General features: G+C 52.0%; 12 protein-coding genes and 1 pseudogene. 3 read left to right on the forward strand and 10 right to left on the reverse strand.

From position 1 onward, the window contains the following. Positions 1 to 59: 59 nt before the first annotated feature. From ABYK60_RS02830 to ABYK60_RS02860, 7 genes are all read right to left on the reverse strand, one after another. Positions 60 to 512, reverse strand: a complete 453-nt coding sequence (locus ABYK60_RS02830; protein ID WP_372870411.1) for a DUF6265 family protein — start codon at positions 510 to 512, stop codon at positions 60 to 62. Between the two features lie 134 nt (positions 513 to 646). Further along, the gene (locus ABYK60_RS02835) at positions 647 to 964 is read right to left on the reverse strand and encodes a YdbL family protein (RefSeq protein WP_372870412.1); all 318 of its coding nucleotides are present in this window, start codon (positions 962 to 964) and stop codon (positions 647 to 649) included. A gap of 15 nt (positions 965 to 979) precedes the next feature. Next, positions 980 to 1,138, reverse strand: coding sequence for a YnbE family lipoprotein (locus tag ABYK60_RS02840; RefSeq protein ID WP_372870460.1), 159 nt, complete (start codon positions 1,136 to 1,138; stop codon positions 980 to 982). A gap of 41 nt (positions 1,139 to 1,179) precedes the next feature. Further along, the gene (locus tag ABYK60_RS02845) at positions 1,180 to 4,353 is read right to left on the reverse strand and encodes a YdbH domain-containing protein (RefSeq protein WP_372870413.1); all 3,174 of its coding nucleotides are present in this window, start codon (positions 4,351 to 4,353) and stop codon (positions 1,180 to 1,182) included. A gap of 129 nt (positions 4,354 to 4,482) precedes the next feature. Next, entirely contained in the window at positions 4,483 to 5,874 is a 1,392-nt protein-coding gene (locus tag ABYK60_RS02850) for an aspartate aminotransferase family protein (protein ID WP_372870414.1), read from the reverse strand. 215 nt (positions 5,875 to 6,089) lie between these two features. Further along, positions 6,090 to 7,154 carry a DUF3083 family protein gene (locus ABYK60_RS02855; protein WP_372870415.1) on the reverse strand — a complete coding sequence of 355 codons (1,065 nt, stop codon included), beginning with the start codon at positions 7,152 to 7,154 and terminating at the stop codon, positions 6,090 to 6,092. 613 nt (positions 7,155 to 7,767) lie between these two features. Further along, a complete protein-coding gene (locus ABYK60_RS02860; RefSeq protein ID WP_372870461.1) occupies positions 7,768 to 8,382 on the reverse strand; it encodes an arylesterase in 615 nt (204 codons plus the stop codon). 28 nt (positions 8,383 to 8,410) lie between these two features. Here ABYK60_RS02860 and ABYK60_RS02865 point away from each other — a divergent pair, with 28 nt between their 5' ends. Next, positions 8,411 to 9,145 (forward strand): ABC transporter ATP-binding protein, encoded by a 735-nt coding sequence (locus tag ABYK60_RS02865; RefSeq protein ID WP_372870416.1) that lies wholly within the window; start codon positions 8,411 to 8,413, stop codon positions 9,143 to 9,145. Then, entirely contained in the window at positions 9,139 to 11,595 is a 2,457-nt protein-coding gene (locus ABYK60_RS02870; protein ID WP_372870417.1) for an ABC transporter permease, read from the forward strand. Before ABYK60_RS02865 ends, ABYK60_RS02870 begins: the two co-directional genes overlap by 7 nt. Positions 11,596 to 12,503: 908 nt before the next feature. Here ABYK60_RS02870 and ABYK60_RS02875 read toward each other — a convergent pair. The 3 genes and pseudogenes from ABYK60_RS02875 to folX form a co-directional block, all read right to left on the reverse strand. Next, positions 12,504 to 12,773, reverse strand: a pseudogene (locus ABYK60_RS02875) (transposase); the annotation flags it as partial. 24 nt (positions 12,774 to 12,797) lie between these two features. Then, positions 12,798 to 13,685 (reverse strand): TIGR01777 family oxidoreductase, encoded by an 888-nt coding sequence (locus ABYK60_RS02880; protein WP_372870418.1) that lies wholly within the window; start codon positions 13,683 to 13,685, stop codon positions 12,798 to 12,800. Positions 13,686 to 13,746: 61 nt separating this feature from the next. Then, entirely contained in the window at positions 13,747 to 14,112 is a 366-nt protein-coding gene (gene folX / locus ABYK60_RS02885) for a dihydroneopterin triphosphate 2'-epimerase (protein WP_372870419.1), read from the reverse strand. Between the two features lie 130 nt (positions 14,113 to 14,242). On the opposite strand from folX, the gene ABYK60_RS02890 reads away from it, so the two are divergent. After that, positions 14,243 to 15,268: an AI-2E family transporter gene (locus ABYK60_RS02890; protein ID WP_372870462.1), complete on the forward strand. Its 1,026-nt coding sequence runs from the start codon at positions 14,243 to 14,245 to the stop codon at positions 15,266 to 15,268. The last annotated feature ends 48 nt before the right edge of the window (positions 15,269 to 15,316 follow it).

Consider the following 15,316-nt stretch of genomic DNA (forward strand, 5'->3'; position numbering starts at 1 on the left):
ACAGGTTGAATGGTATTAATGGTGGTGTTAAAGGCATTGTTACTGCCTGATAGTGAGCTTTAGTCAACAAGCGTGAACCTAATTGTAAATCCTTCTTTGCTGCCGTCGCTGACTATGGCATTCATCTCGCCTTGTGCAACCTGTATATATTCAATTCTTTTGGGAAAGTCATGAGTTGTGTTTTCGAAAACGGCGTTTTTATCACTGCATTCTGTGAGTTTGAATGCAACTGGCAGCGAATTTTGGCTGACCTTGGCCAAATAAAATATGTCATCCGACATGCTTACGACTCTCATAGACTCATCAGTTTTTTTTACTCCATGAACATAGGTTGAGCCAGAACCTTCCAGAGTCAGATTGCTGACAAATTTCCATGACTCTGTGATGCTGGTGTCGGCATGTTGATGTTGCCAGGAACCGAGCATCCAGTGCAGTGAGCCTAAAGAATTACAGGTGCCAGCAAGCGATAATAATGGGGTAAAAACCAAAACGATGGTAATGAAAGCTTTCATGACTCTTACCCCTCTATGTCCATCACAAGACACTGCATTAATCCCAGATGGTTAGGGATGGTTGTGTTTTGGGACGGTTGAATATCAACCTGGCCAATACTGCCAGGCCAGGGGTATTAAGGTTCAGCAGCAGACTATTTTTTTATCCACTTGCCTGACTCATCCTGAATAAAATGGCCCTTGTCGGCGGCTTTCATGGCTTTTTCTGCGGCCATTTTCGCTACGTCTGCGGTGGCAATTTTGTTTTTAGCGGCAATTTTTTCGTAATGGGCGCGCCGCTTGGCGTTTACTTCTTCCATTACGGCGCGTGCCTCGGCGTTGTCTGTTACCAGACCAAGGTAGCCGTTTTGCTGCTCACCCAAATAGCCCTGTGATTTTGCTTCCTGTAAATCCATGGCAAAGGCGTTGAACGAGAGCAGGGCTGCGGCAGTAATTAACATGAGTCTTTTCATCGACTTCTTCTCCTGTTAGAACAACTTGTCATCGGCAAGCAGGGCATCAAGTTCCTTGTCTACCTTGATACGGATTTCGTGTTCAATTTTTACGTTCAGATTAATAACAATCGGCTTGTCCGGCGGCTCAATTTTGACCGTCGGTGTGCAGGCTGTTATCAGTAGCGCCATCATGGCGCCAACGCCGGGTGCGACTAATTTCACGGGCAAGTCCCTCAGTTAACACTCTGTTCAATATGACTTTGCAGCTTTTCACTAATGGTAAGGCTGCGGATTAGTTGCAGTAAGTTCTCTTCGTGAGAGTAATTCAAGTGGATGGGGCGTTCAATGCCCCGGCTTTTACCTTTGACTTCAACATTTATGGTGGCATCGCCGCTATCAAACATGTCGAAGCTGCCGGCAAGGCTTGAATATTCAAGGTGCTTGAGTGCATCAAATACCAGAGCCAGATGAGGCTGAGACGCCACCAATTCATCCACAGCCGGATTATTGGCCACTTCGATCAGGCCTCCGGGTGCACGGGCGGCGAGGCGACCACCGCTGACACTGACTTTGCCATTACGCATATCCATCGGCAACACGCCGTCGAAAATGCCATCAGCCTTGATGCCTTCCACGGGTTGCAGCGACAACAATTCCTTAAGGCTAAGCCCGGTAAGTATCAGGTAGGCATGGGATGGCTGCTTGAGGTTAAGCTTGAACTGGGGCAGTAAAAATTCCCCCTCCAGCAGTTTGCCCTTGCTGGTCAGGTCGATGTCAAACTCTGACAAGGTACCATCTTCGCCACTTTGCAGAGCCAGGGTGCCCTGACCGCTCAGGTCGCTGATGATTATACCGGGTTGAAAGTTTGCCAAAGACCAGCTCAGCATATCGCAGCCCAGGCGAAAATCATTATCGCGGCGTTTATCCTGAAATAGGGCGCAGTTGGCGTTCAGGTTACCACCGTGAAACGGATAGCTGCCGACGCTGCCCTCGAGTTCGGTAAAGCCGGTTTCCAATTGAATGTTGGTGGTTTGCTTAATCAAATCCAGCTCAATTTCAGCATTGAGGTGAGTATCTCCGGCCAGGGGGATGTCGCTGGATAAATTCAGGCTGCCCGCCAGCGCCTGGCGCCAGTTTCCCAGGCTGTTTTGACCCTGCCAGTTTGCGCTGATGGTCTGCAGGTTATCTGCGGTCAATATCAGTTGATGTTGGCTACTGAGCCGTATTGGTTGATATTGACCTATTTGCCATTGCTCTTGGCTTTGTACCTTACCCGCCCTGGCGTTGAGTTGTTGATTCAACTCTACCGAGTCGATATGGAATCGGGTGGATTTAAGTCGCTTTCCGCCGGCATTGCGGGATGTTTGTCGTTGTGCCCTGATATCAGATAAACGCAGGCTGGAAGATATCTCCGGCTTTGCTGCTAACAGCTGGCCAAATAATGGCGTTTCAGTATTGTCGTGGTTTTTTTGGGAAATGGGTTCACCCAGTGGCACTGACAATTCCAAAGGTTTACGCAGTTCAGAGCTCAGCAGAATTTCTGTTATGTCCAGCTTGTTCTGAGGGGGATTTGATGAAACTTGTGTCGCCGCCTTTTGGTTTATCGATACGTCTTGCAGCCGAAGCTCAAAGGCGGCATTTGGAGGCTGCGCGTTATTAGTTTTCAGTGCCATGGTAAACGCTCCCAGCCCGGATGGTGTTGCCGGATAGTAGCGCGCTATGAGGTGGCTGTTGTTGCTTTTATTTAGGCTAAGTACGCTTTTACCCAGTTGGAGTTGGGAGATCTGATCATCGTTTTCGCTGGTAATGGCGGCCAGATCCATGTCCGCCTTTAAATCATTAACCTGGATAAAGATGCCGTTTGAATCTGCCAAGCTGTTAACCCCCATCGGGGTTGCGCCACCGGAATCAGTGGGGATGTTGGTCAGGGCCGCGCTTGCTTTCTTTGACGTGGCATCAGGAAGGGGGCTGGCAATTGAGGATATAAGCACTCCGAGCGCGACTTGGGGCTGGCCAAGGCTGATGCTGGTGTGCTTACCAGTATCAGGCGTTATACCGAGCGCGGTTAACAAGGTGCTGAGGTCCAGGTCATTGTTATACGCCAGTTTCAGTTCCATCGGGCTTTGAATATGGCTAAATGGGGCGTCCAAATCGCCACTCAGTTCAGGTTGTGCAGATAAAGCCAGTTGCCAGGCTCCTGCGCGTGCATCGGCCATGAACTGTGTCGATACCGGCTCGTCGCTTGCCAGTGTCATACCCTGTGGCATGGCGAAGATCAGGCTGAGGGGGTGCGCTTCAAGCAGCACTGAGTCGAGCCGTGATAACCATGAGATGCCGGCTTGCGCTGGGTCGGTGGAGGCTGACTTGTCAGCATTGACGAGAGAGTCCGAGGTGCTGTTAGCTGACTCTCTTGCAAGGTTTTCAAGCAATGTCCGGCGTTGGGGTTGGCTGAGATTGGTTTCGAGCCGCACAGGACTGATATGGACCCTCGTTTTCCCTGCATTCTGGTCGGCCTTAATATTGACATCACTCAAGCTGAGATGAATTTGCGTCAGCGCATCCAGTGTAAGGCCTGCCTGTTTCAGACTGAGTTCACTGGAAAGTGCAGCGGTTTTCAGTGTGAGATTACTGTGGATGGTAAGCTCGCCGGTAATGACCGGGGCAAATCTGGACTCCAACAGGCGTACCTGATGCAAAAAGCCAAACAACGGGTTGTCAGGAGGTATGGGCAGGGCTGTGCCAGCCAGTTGTTTAACTAACCCATGGGCAGCGGGCAGTGACAATCCCAGCTCCGTTTGCCAGCTGTCTTGTCCCAGATTGGCGTTAAAATTCACAATGTGATGACCATCCGGGTTGGCGATGCGGCTGAAAAGTTTTCTGTCTTCACTGAGCGACAGATATTCCAGTCGCAGCAGCTTGCCTTGCTGAGTGTCTATTTCAACGGAACCCAGCGCGATATGGGGCAGGTTATTCAAATCCAGTGCCATGGCAGCTCTGTTATCAGCCTGATGGCTGCCTGCCGCCATCAGCGATCTGCTGCCAAGGAAAACATAGCTATGCTCCAGCGCGATACTTTGTGGCAGGGGCAGACTCAGCTCGCCATTAACGTAGTCGGCAATGAGCTTCCGGGTGAGCTCCGTAAGAGGCTTGTCGAAGGTAATACGTAATCCACTGAGTTGTAGACGACTGTCTTCGATGTCCAGATTGATGTTTTCGAGGGTGATGCCCTGAGGCTCGAGCCGCCAGGCAAGACTGTTGAGGGTAATACCGGATTTTGCCAGCTCTGTGCGGGCAAGGGATGTCAGCCAGTCCTTGCCCTGATACCACAAGACCGCCGCACAGCCCGAGATGAGCAGCAGCAAGCACAGCAGTAAGATCCCAAGCAGGCGAACAGCGCGTTTTGCCAAAGTCCCGTTACCATAAAATCCATCTATGGCGCGAGTTTAGCATGATGGAGCCGGCGCGCTACACCCTCGGAGCTTAGAAGAGAAGATGCTGTGGCTGAAAGACAGCCACAGCAGGGAGGTGATATCACGTTATTGCCTGGCACCTTCAATGGCCAGTAATCTGGTCAGAGCCTCATCGAGCGTGCTGATGAGCTTGTCGACATCGGCAACGCTGGTGTGGGGACAGCACAGGGTCATGTTGTGGAACGGCGTTATCAGAATGCCACGGTTGATAAGGTACAGATGAAGTGCCATCTGCAATTCATCATGAAAGGCTGCTTCCGCCTCGGCGCCGGTGCGTGGCGGGGTTTGGCAAAACTGAAATTCGCAGCGGGCGCCAAGTTCGGTCACCGACCAGGGCAGAGCATGCTTGGCGATAATTTCCCGAAATCCTCCGGCGAGGCGCTTGGCCAGCGGCAGCATATGATCATATGCTGCCTGATTCATTACTTCCTCGAGGTTTGCACGCATGCAGTGCATGGCCAGTGCATTGGCCGACAGCGTGGTGCCCATGCCGCTATGGCCGTGGCCCTGGGAATCCTGATTGATTTTTGCCTTGGCCGTCTGCATGGCCTGACTCATGGCTTCGCTGCAACCAAATACGCCGCAAGGCACCCCGCCGGCTACGGGTTTGCCCATCACAAAAAAGTCAGGTTCAAGATGCCATAACCTGGTACAACCACCGATGTCCGTGGAGATGGTGTGGGTTTCATCCACGACCAGCAGCGCGCCGTATTGGCGGGTCAGTTCACGACACTTTTGCATAAAGCCGTCGTCGGGCATCACCATACCTATATTGGTCATGGCAGGTTCACACAGCAGCGCACACACGTCACCTTGTTTTAGTGCGTTTTCCAGCGCCTCCACATCGTTAAAGGGAATAGCGCGGCTGTACTGGCTCAAGTCGTACACCTGACCCACAAGCCCCGAGCGATGCACGGTTTGCGAGCCATCGGTACGTACCATGACATCGTCCACTGTGCCGTGGTAGCAGCCATCAAATACCAGCAGCACCGGTTTTTGGGTGATGGCGCGAGCCCAGCGTACGACATAACGGTTTGCGTCGGTGGCTGTGGCAGTCACTTGCCAATAGGGCAGGCCAAATCGCTCGCTTAAAATTTCACCACAGACAATGGCATCTTCACCGGGGAGCATGGTGGTTAAGCCTCTTGTGGACTGGCGTGCCAGCGCCGATGCCACAGGCGCAGGCGAGTGACCAAACATGCTGCCGGTATCGCCAAGACAGAAATCGACATATTCATGTCCATCTACATCCCGAAAACGGGCACCGCTGGCGCTTTCGACAAACAATGGAAACGGAGTGGACCAGTCGGCCATCCAGTGCATTGGCACGCCGCCATAGAGGGATTTTTGCGCGCGTTCGGCCAAATTGCGGGACTTGGGATTTCGCTCAATAAAGTGGCGTCGCTCGTGGCTCATAAAAGTTTCTACGGCGTGTGAACTTATCCCGCTGGCAGTCATATATCGGTTCCTCTGTGTTTGTTTTATTGAACGCGGCGTTCATTATTATCACTGGTTACAGAGGTTGGCAATAGTCGTGAATGCGGAAGCTGATGGCAGGAGGATTTTGGCAAAATATCGGATGAAAATATTATGCTGGTAATAAACAAAAAAGGAGCCGTCAGGCTCCTTTTTTCATTTTTAAGCAGGTGGTTATTGCTTATTGAAGGTACCTGTCAGCGCTTATAGCTGATGTGCTGATGGAAGCGCACCACCATATCCTGACGCTCTCCATCAATTTCAATCTGGCGGGCAAATTGACGCAGTGCGTCTTCCACTTCATTCATGAAGCGGCCAAAGCCTGCGTCAGTATGGTCTTCGGCACCTGCAGCCACCACAAAATGGGCGGTTTCCACCAGATTCTCAGCCTGCCAGTGTGCTAGGAACTGAGGCTCGGCGGTATTGGGGTCAAAACCCAGCATTTGCACGCCTTTGTCGGTACTCAGACGGTCGAATTTTGAATTGCGAACCAGTGGCAGCAATCCGTTGGCCACCATGGCAGCGCGCTTCAGACCTTGCTCTGCAACTGCGCTTTGGAAGCTATCTTGCAGCTTTTGATAGATGGCACCGTAATTGGCATTGTTGTCACCACCGAGGCGCTGCTTGAGGCGACGGCCCAGCGGTAGCGTTACTGTGACATAGCTAAGGGCACTGACATCCTCGGGCAGGTCACATTTACGGGCTTTGTAACGCTGGGCTATGCCTCGAAGCTTGTAACCATAGGTTTTTTTGTTGCCCTTGGCACGGGCAAAAAGGTCGTAAGTGAGATGCTGATGGTCACGGATCTTGATGGGTTGTTCGAGCGCGAGCTGCGGTGCAAATTCAGCCAGCAGTCCCTGAACCTGAGAATGCAAGGTCGCCGAATTGGCGCGCACTTCATCTCCTACAGCCAAAAACAGGAAGCGGATTTTTCGGGTGCGGTAGTCGGCTCGTGCGAACAGATTTTGTGCTTCGTGGTAACGTGGGTTGTAGAAGAAGATAACCTGCTGATCGGTCTCCAGGCAGTAGGCTTCTGTGTGGAAGCGGACAACGGGGAGCTTGTCATTGGCGATAACGTGAACATTGCGCAGATCATGCTTGTCGGCCAGTTCAAAGAACTGTTTTGCCAATGCCTGATAGCAAGTCGCGTAATCGGGATATTGGTTCAGCAGGGCGTCCGTTAGTTTAATCTCTGCCGTAATGTACTGGTTGGTACGGGCGTCCGTGGGCAGATAGACTTTTTGCTGATGGTTGAAAGACATAATCACTCCTTGGGTACAAAGAACCACATTGGGGTTCGTATTGCAGCGGATCCTACCGGGGATTTGCTACAGAAATGTTGTTCCGGCACACATTTTTTAATCACTCTAACCGGGGTGTATGAGTTTTTGCTTAAAAACTGCTTTGTTGACCACAGCCTCAGCCTGCTTTTTTACGGTTTGTGATCGCCACCTCACGTTGGCTCAGTCAAGGATGCCAAGTCAGAACGCCAATTATTGTTGGGGAGTCGTTCTGTATCCGGGCAATCCACATAAGCGATGCAGACATATCTGATGGATAAGTAAGCCGTGACATGGAAGGAATAATTGCCGGCGTTTTTTTCGCCAGTAAGCAGTCATTCGTATGCATTTTTGCCTGTGCCTTTGTCTGCCGGAACTGTCCGACAGCCATTAGTATCAGGCTGTCCGACGGTGCAGCCCTGAACAGCGACATTCGGCTGTGGTGCCAATGACGGTCAGTGCCAATACACGCACCTTACGCAGCGTTGTTTGTCCACGCAGCTCACCAGTTTGAAGCATTAAAAAAGTGACGGATTTTAACGTTCGCCAAACAAAACATTCAATGCTTCAACTGATTATTTTAAAAGGATAATACTTAAGTAGGATCGGGCTTTTGATGCTGAAGCTGCCCTGTAATCATTGATTTAAACCATGGGTACATGATGTCGGCAATGCCGGGCTGGGCATCTTCGTTGGGATGTATTCCGTCCCTTTGCATTAACTCAGGGTGTGTGATGATTTGTGTCATAAAGAAAGGCATCAGGGTTACGCCATCACGCTGACCAAGACTGGCATACACCTCGGCGAATGCCCTGGCATAACGGGGGCCATAATTAGTGGGGACCATGACTTCACTGAGCAGTACCCGAGCACCGGATGCCTGAGCCAGGTCAATGATTTTTGTAAGATTCTTTTTCAGTTCTGCGGGTGAAAAACCGCGCAGGCCATCGTTGCCACCCAGCATTACAAACACTACCGAGGGCTTGGCAGAGTCAAGCAGGGCGGGCAGTCGGCGCAGACCACCGGCTGAGGTTTCACCGCTTACGGCGCCATTCACCAGGGTGTGCCCCCCCAGTTTGGGGCGCAGCAGATTGATCCAGCCTTGCTTTTCTTCCATACCATAACTTGCACTCAAGCTGTCGCCGAGGATTAATATAGTGTCGGCCTTCAGGGGGAATGCCAGAAACAGGCAGGCCAGCATCCAGCCCATGCTACGCAATTTACGGAATTCAGAAACTATGTCACAAAGCCATGCCATCAAAGTCGCCCACCTTAAAAAAATCGTTCAAACCCAGGAAGGGGAGCTCACTATCCTGAAAGGGGTGGATATGGAAGTCAAGCCGGGACAATCGGTGGCTATCATAGGTCCTTCGGGCTCGGGTAAGTCGACCCTGCTTGGGTTACTGGCGGCCTTGGATACGCCCTCTCAAGGGGAGATTTGGCTGGATGGCAGTCCGCTGTCGGGCCTCGATGAAGAGGCAAAAGCGGCACTGCGTAAAAAGAAAGTCAGTTTTATTTTTCAGTCGTTTATGTTGGTTGATACCCTGACAGCACTGGAAAACGTGATGCTGCCGGCCGAACTTGGCGGCATGAAAGACGCCAAAGAACGGGCAATGGCGATGCTGGAGCGGGTAGGGCTTTCACACCGTATCAACCACTTGCCACGTCAGCTCTCCGGCGGCGAGCAGCAGCGGGTGGCCATTGCCCGCGCCTTTATTGGCGAGCCTCGGGTGCTGTTTGCCGATGAGCCTACGGGTAATCTCGATGGGGGCAATGCCCACCGGGTTGCCGACATGTTGTTTGAACTCAATGCTGAACTTGGCACCACCCTGGTGCTGGTCACCCACGATAACCAGTTGGCACTGCGCTGTGAGCGTCAGTTCACCATGACAGAAGGCGAGCTGGCCGAAACCACAGCTGTAAAAGATCACGGTGCTGAAGCCGCTGCCAAGGTGCGGGAGGCGGCATGTTAAGAGCGCTCGCCTTACGCCTTTTCTGGCGTGAGCTGCGCCAGGGGCAACTGATGTTGATCCTGCTGGCCATTGCCCTCGCGGTTATGGCGGTCACAGGCCTGGCCCGGGTCAGCGAGCGGCTGCAGGTGGCCATTAACGGCGAGGCGGCCAAATTTACCGCGGCCGATCGCATCATAGACTCGCCTCAGCCACTGCCGGCAGCACTGCTTGCCAAAACCGATGCGCTGGCGCTTAAACGCACCGACAGTATGCTGTTTAACTCCATGGCCTGGTCGAACGATCAGTTTCAGCTGGTCACAGTGCGCGCGGTTGGTCCTGGCTATCCGCTCAAAGGCCAGATTGAGCTTGCCGATGGCCCTACCGCTGCGCTGCCCGAGCCCGGGGCTCTGTGGTTCGAAGGACGGCTCGCCGGGTTGATTGGCAACGCCGATAAGCTGGAGATAGGCGAGCGAAGCTTTACCCTTACCGCAGAAATCCGCCGCCTGCCGGATGCGGGCTTCAACCCCTTTGCCTCATCGCCCGTGGTGCTGATGCGCATGGACGATGTGGCTTCCACCGGTATCGTCGGTCCCGGGAGCCGGGTGACCTATCTGTATCAGTTTACCGGTGACAGCGCGGCATTGACTGAGCTTGACACTCTGATGAAAGCCGAGCTTTCAAGTTCACAGCGCTTAAGAGATGTGAAAAGTGGTGACTCCCCCATTGCGGGCGCGGTTGAGCGGGCCGAGCGCTTTTTGCTGCTGGCAAGCTTGCTGGGCATTGCACTCGCATGCGCTGCCATTGGTATTGCGGCGCAGCGCTACTGTCAGCGCCATTATGATGTGGTTGCCATGTTCAAAACCTTTGGCGCGTCTGCAAAGGAAATCCGTACCCTGTTTGCCCTGCATCTGGGGCTGGTTACCACGGTTGGTGTCATGGTTGGGGTGCTGGCCGGGCTTGGGCTCGATGCGCTGGTGGCGGCATTCCTGCCCCATGAGCTTAAAGCCTACAGTGCGCCGCTGCTTCGCCCCATCCTGCTTGGCGTCCTGACCGGCGGGATCAGCGCGCTGATGTTTTCAGCCTACCCACTGCTGAGGCTGCTTGCCATTCCGCCGCTGCGGGTGCTGCAGCGTGAGCTCACCGGCCAGGGTGCCGGTGTGTGGCTGCATGCAACTCTGAGCCTCAGTGCCATGGCGATTCTGGGTTATGCCTATTCGCGCTCGTGGCAATTAACCGGCGCTGTGGTGATTGGCGCCTTGCTGCTTGGCGCCATTTTGTTTGTGCTGGGTTTTGTGATGATACGCCTTGGTCATGGCGCCGGGCTTAAAACCACCAATCCGTTGCAACTGGCGCTGGCGGGGCTTCGGCGCCGCGCGGCACAAAATTCGGTGCAACTGGTGGGCTTTTCCACCGCGCTGGTACTGCTGCTGACCATTTTGGCGCTGCGTCAGGATTTGCTGGACGACTGGCAGCGACAACTGCCGCAAGGGGCGCCCAACTTTTTTCTGGTGAACATTGCCCCTGAAGATGAGGCGCCGCTGGCTGAGTTTCTTGAGCAACACCAGATAGATCGCACAGACATTTACCCTGTGGTGCGTGGCCGCTTAGCCTCTATCAATGGCGAGACACTTATCAGCCAGCAGCAGGCTGAGGAAGGCGCTCAGGGCCGGGTGGGCATTGGCCGTGAACTCAATATGACCTGGCGCGATACCCTGCCGCCCAATAACAGCCTGCTGGAAGGCGAATTTGGCGCCGATCCCAATGGGGTATCGATAGAGACTAAGGTTGCTGAGCGTCTGGGGCTGAAACTTGGCGACAGCTTGGGCTTTGTGATTGATAACCAGAGACTGGAGGTTGAGGTTACCAGTATTCGCGGCGTGCGCTGGGAAACCATGCAGCCTAACTTCTTCATGATTTTCAGTGAGCAGGCGCTGCAGCGTTTTGCTTATACCTCGATGTTGAGCTTTCATCTGGAAGAGGCGAAACGGCCGCTGGTGGTTGAACTAATCAAGGGCTTTCCCACCATTTCAGTGATAGATGTGGGCGCCATGGTGGCGCAGCTCAGGAACATAGTGGCGCAGGTGTCCCTGGCGCTCGGGGTTGTGCTGGCACTGGTGATTGCCGCCTCAAGTCTGGTGCTGTGGGCACAGACTGAAGCGGGCATGTCGGTGCGCCAACGTGAGCTTGCGGTGCTGCGAACCTTTGGGGCGGGCGGCCGCTTGCTGAGGCTGGCGACTACCATGGAATTTGCGGTGCTTGGCGCCGTGGCCGGGGTGGTTGCTGTGGTGGTCACCGAAGCTGTGCTGTTTATGCTAAAAACCTGGGTGTTTGAGCTGACAGTAAACTGGCATTTGCAATGGTGGCTACAGGCACCGGTGCTTGGGGCTGTGTTGGTTGCGCTGCTGGGCTACTGGCGTTGCCGCGAGCTTTTGTCCCGCAGTTGCCTGGCGTTGCTGCGCACCCAGGAGTAGTGGACAGGAACTTAAGATACTGTCATTAAAAAGGCGCCCTTGGGCGCCTTTTCTTGTCACCCTAAAACCACCACCTATGGAGGTGGGGATCGTTCTAGTGGGGCTTTGCCCGTAGAATGCCCATGCTAAATACTCCCACTACAGGTGACGTGAGTGGTTGGATTATGATAAAAAGATCGAGCGTAAGTAGTTTAGGGAATACGCAATTATTTATGTCGAATAGTATCAGAGAGTTAAAGGCGATTAGACAAGAGTATAATAATGACCCCAAAGGGGGCCTCTATAAGAGTTTGGCGGTTGACTATATAAAGTTAGAGGCGGTGAAATGAACGTCGTAAAGTGTTTTTTGGTTGGTGGCTATGCGTACTATAGAAAAAAAAAGTTTAGTCACCATGGTGCGATTAATATGGTGGCAACAGTAGTTTGTGGACTCCCTTCATTAATCTTAATGGGTTTGATTGATAATTTTTTAAGAGGTAAGTCAAATTTTTTAGTTCACTATAGTGTAGGGTTGATAGTTGCTTTTGTAGTTACTTACTTTTTTGTTAGTAACAAGCTTGAAGGGTGTTTGAGGAGCTTTGAGGGACGCGAGTCATTAAGTGACTTTTCTAAAGAGATTAGATTTCACAGTATTGTTGTATATATAGTGTTATTTGTTTTCTTTTTCGTCTGGAACTTACATTACATTAAAAAAACAGTGTTGCCATATTTTTTTTGATAAAGTGATAAGGCAGTAGTAACAAAGACATATATTGTATTAGGGAAGCTGCGATTAAGTTGTACCTATCTTCCGAGTTGATGCCCAAGAGCATCTTTTTTCGGCTTCCTACACTCAAATTCCCAGTTTTGAGCCCAAAGTCGGCTTTACACTGCTGATTTAGGCCCTTTTTCGGGCCAATTCCCAGATTTTAGGTAGATCTCGCCTGTGCCCGTATCATTTGGTTGACTCGAACCACGTTCGCCAGGGTGAATAACATCGCCAGCTGACCATCATTTTTAGCCAATCCCTTGTACCTGGCTTTGACGAAACCAAACTGGCATTTAATGATCCGAAATGGATGTTCAACCTTGGCTCTGATACTGGCCTTCAGGTACTCGTAGCGGATAGCGAGTTTGTTCTTTCGTGGGTGTTTCTTCAGTGCATTCACCTTACTGGGGCGGTCGGCGATAAGCCAATTTGCGCTGCTGCACTTTTCCAGGATTCAGAGCAGATTTTCCAGAGCCTGGCGCAGTTGCGGGTAGCGAAAGCCAAACCCTGCTTCCTGCGCATGGGTTGGCAGCACAAATTGCCCATCCAGTAACAGGGTCGCGGCTTCGCCAAGCAGCAGCTTCATCGCAAAGGCCGGTGCGGGCACCAGCGCCGGGCGATGCAGGGTTTCGCCGAGAGTATGGGCGAATACGGCATTGCTGACGGGATTGGGCGCAGTGGCGTTGAAAATACCGCGGCAACTGTCGTTTGCCAGTAAAAACCGGATCAGGCCAATCATGTCTTCGATATGGATCCAGCTCATGCCCTGGGTGCCTTTTCCAATAGGGCCGCCAAGGCATGCCTTAAAGGGGGGCAACATTTTGGCCAATGCACCGCCATGTTTGCCCAGCACTATGCCGGTGCGCAAAACGCATACCCGGGTTTGCTCACTGGCTGCATTTAGTGCCAGTTGTTCCCAGTTGGCGCACAGCATATGGGTAAATTCGTCATGGGGCTGTGAAGACTCGGACAGACGTTCATTGCCCTTTGCACCATAGAAGCCTACGGCGGAGCCGCTGATAAATACCGTTGGTGGTGTATCGCTTTGTTGGATCAGGGCTGCCAGTAGCTCTGTAATATCCCAGCGGCTGTGACACAGAATTTTTTTCTGTGTATCGCTCCAGCGTTTGCCTACTATGGGTTCTCCGGCAAGATTGATGACCGCATCAAAGTCATTGAGATTTTCGAGCTTATCGAGATTTCGCAGGTATTGATGTTCATCGCCGAGCTTTTCCCGGGCCGCTTCGGTATTACGGCTCAGAATAGTCAGCGTGTGGCCGGTGAGTGACCCAACCAAATGACGACCTATAAAGCCGGTGGCACCGGTCAGCAGAATGTTCATGCAGGGCTCCCGAAACAAGGCTTTCTACAAGCATATACCCAGATTGAAGTTTTGGAGGTCACTACGCCCGTTTGAAACTGAGCTCCATGGACACTGAATCGGCGAAACGCAGGGCATGGGGTTTGTCGACTTCAACGCGGGCTTCGTTAACGCTGGGATGCTCGCTGGCAATATCCAGGATACGGGCGGTGAGGTGTTCAAGCAGGGAAAAGCGGTTGTCTTCCACCAGAGCTATGATGCGTTTGGTGATGGTTCGATAGTTGAGTGCATCGTCCATGTTATCGCTCTGCTGAGCCTGTTCTGCGTGATATGCTATAACGACATTGATGATAACGTCTTGTTTATTCTGGATCTCATCTTCTTTGATACCTATGTGGGTACGAAGACGCAGATTTTTGATGCGAATGGTAGCGATCTCTGATTTCATAGCCGTGTCAACTTGCTCATGTTTGATGAGATTTAAGGGCAAGGTTAGCAAGTTTAGCTTGAAATAGAAGGATTTTATTTTGGTTAATCCCCTCGAAAAAACCTCGGTAGCCTTCCGTGGTTTTGCCATTATGGCGTTTCTGGTGGTGATCCTTGCAGGGATCAAGGCGGCAAGCCCAATAGTGGTTCCATTTGTATTGTCAGCTTTTATTGCCGTGATTTGTAATCCGGTTATCAGTTGGATGATGCGTTTTAGGGTTCCCAAATGGCTGGCGGTCATGCTGCTGATGTTTTTTATAGTGATGTTGGGGTTGTGGCTGGCATCATTGGTGGGCAGCTCCATCAATGAGTTTTCCAAACAGATGCCCCAGTACCGGGACCAGCTTATTCAACAATTCGGATGGATATTGGAAAAGCTGCACTCTTTAAACATCAAGATTTCCAAAGATCAGGTGCTGGCCTACTTTGACCCTGGCATGGCGCTGTCGATGACCACCAATATGTTGTCTGGGGTGGGTAATGTGATGGCTAACCTGTTCCTGATTATTCTCACCATTGTGTTTATGTTGTTTGAGGCCCAGTCGCTGCCGAAAAAAGTGCATCTGGCATTGGATGACCCCGAGATGCGTTTGCAGCAAATTGATAAATTTCTGCACTCGGTAAATCAATACATGGTAATCAAGACCTTGGTGAGTTTGGCTACCGGTGCTGTGGTAGGGATTGGCCTTGCTGCCATCGGGGTGGATTATGCGCTGCTGTGGGCAGTTATCGCTTTTTTGTTTAATTACATTCCCAATATTGGCTCGATTATCGCGGCCATTCCCGCTATTCTGCTGGCCTTTATTCAGCTGGGCCCTGCAGCAGCAGGCGGTACTGCGCTTTTGTATCTGGGCACCAATACGGTAATGGGAAATGTGGTAGAGCCACGATTTATGGGTAGGGGCTTGGGTCTTTCTACCCTGGTGGTATTTCTCAGTTTGATTTTCTGGGGATGGTTACTTGGCTCTGTGGGGATGCTGTTATCGGTACCCCTGACCATGATTGTAAAAATTGCCCTGGAGCGCAGCAGTAGTGGCCGATGGCTGGCGATATTGCTGAGCGATGACGTTGATGAGCTGAAACCGGTCGATGATAAAAGTAGCAGCGAAAAGGCCTAAGGAAGGTGCGAATAAGTCCCGTGCTTGCTCTGCGTGTGCTTAAAGTGG

This window comes from Shewanella sp., from assembly GCF_041630135.1.
GTDB lineage: Bacteria > Pseudomonadota > Gammaproteobacteria > Enterobacterales > Shewanellaceae > Shewanella.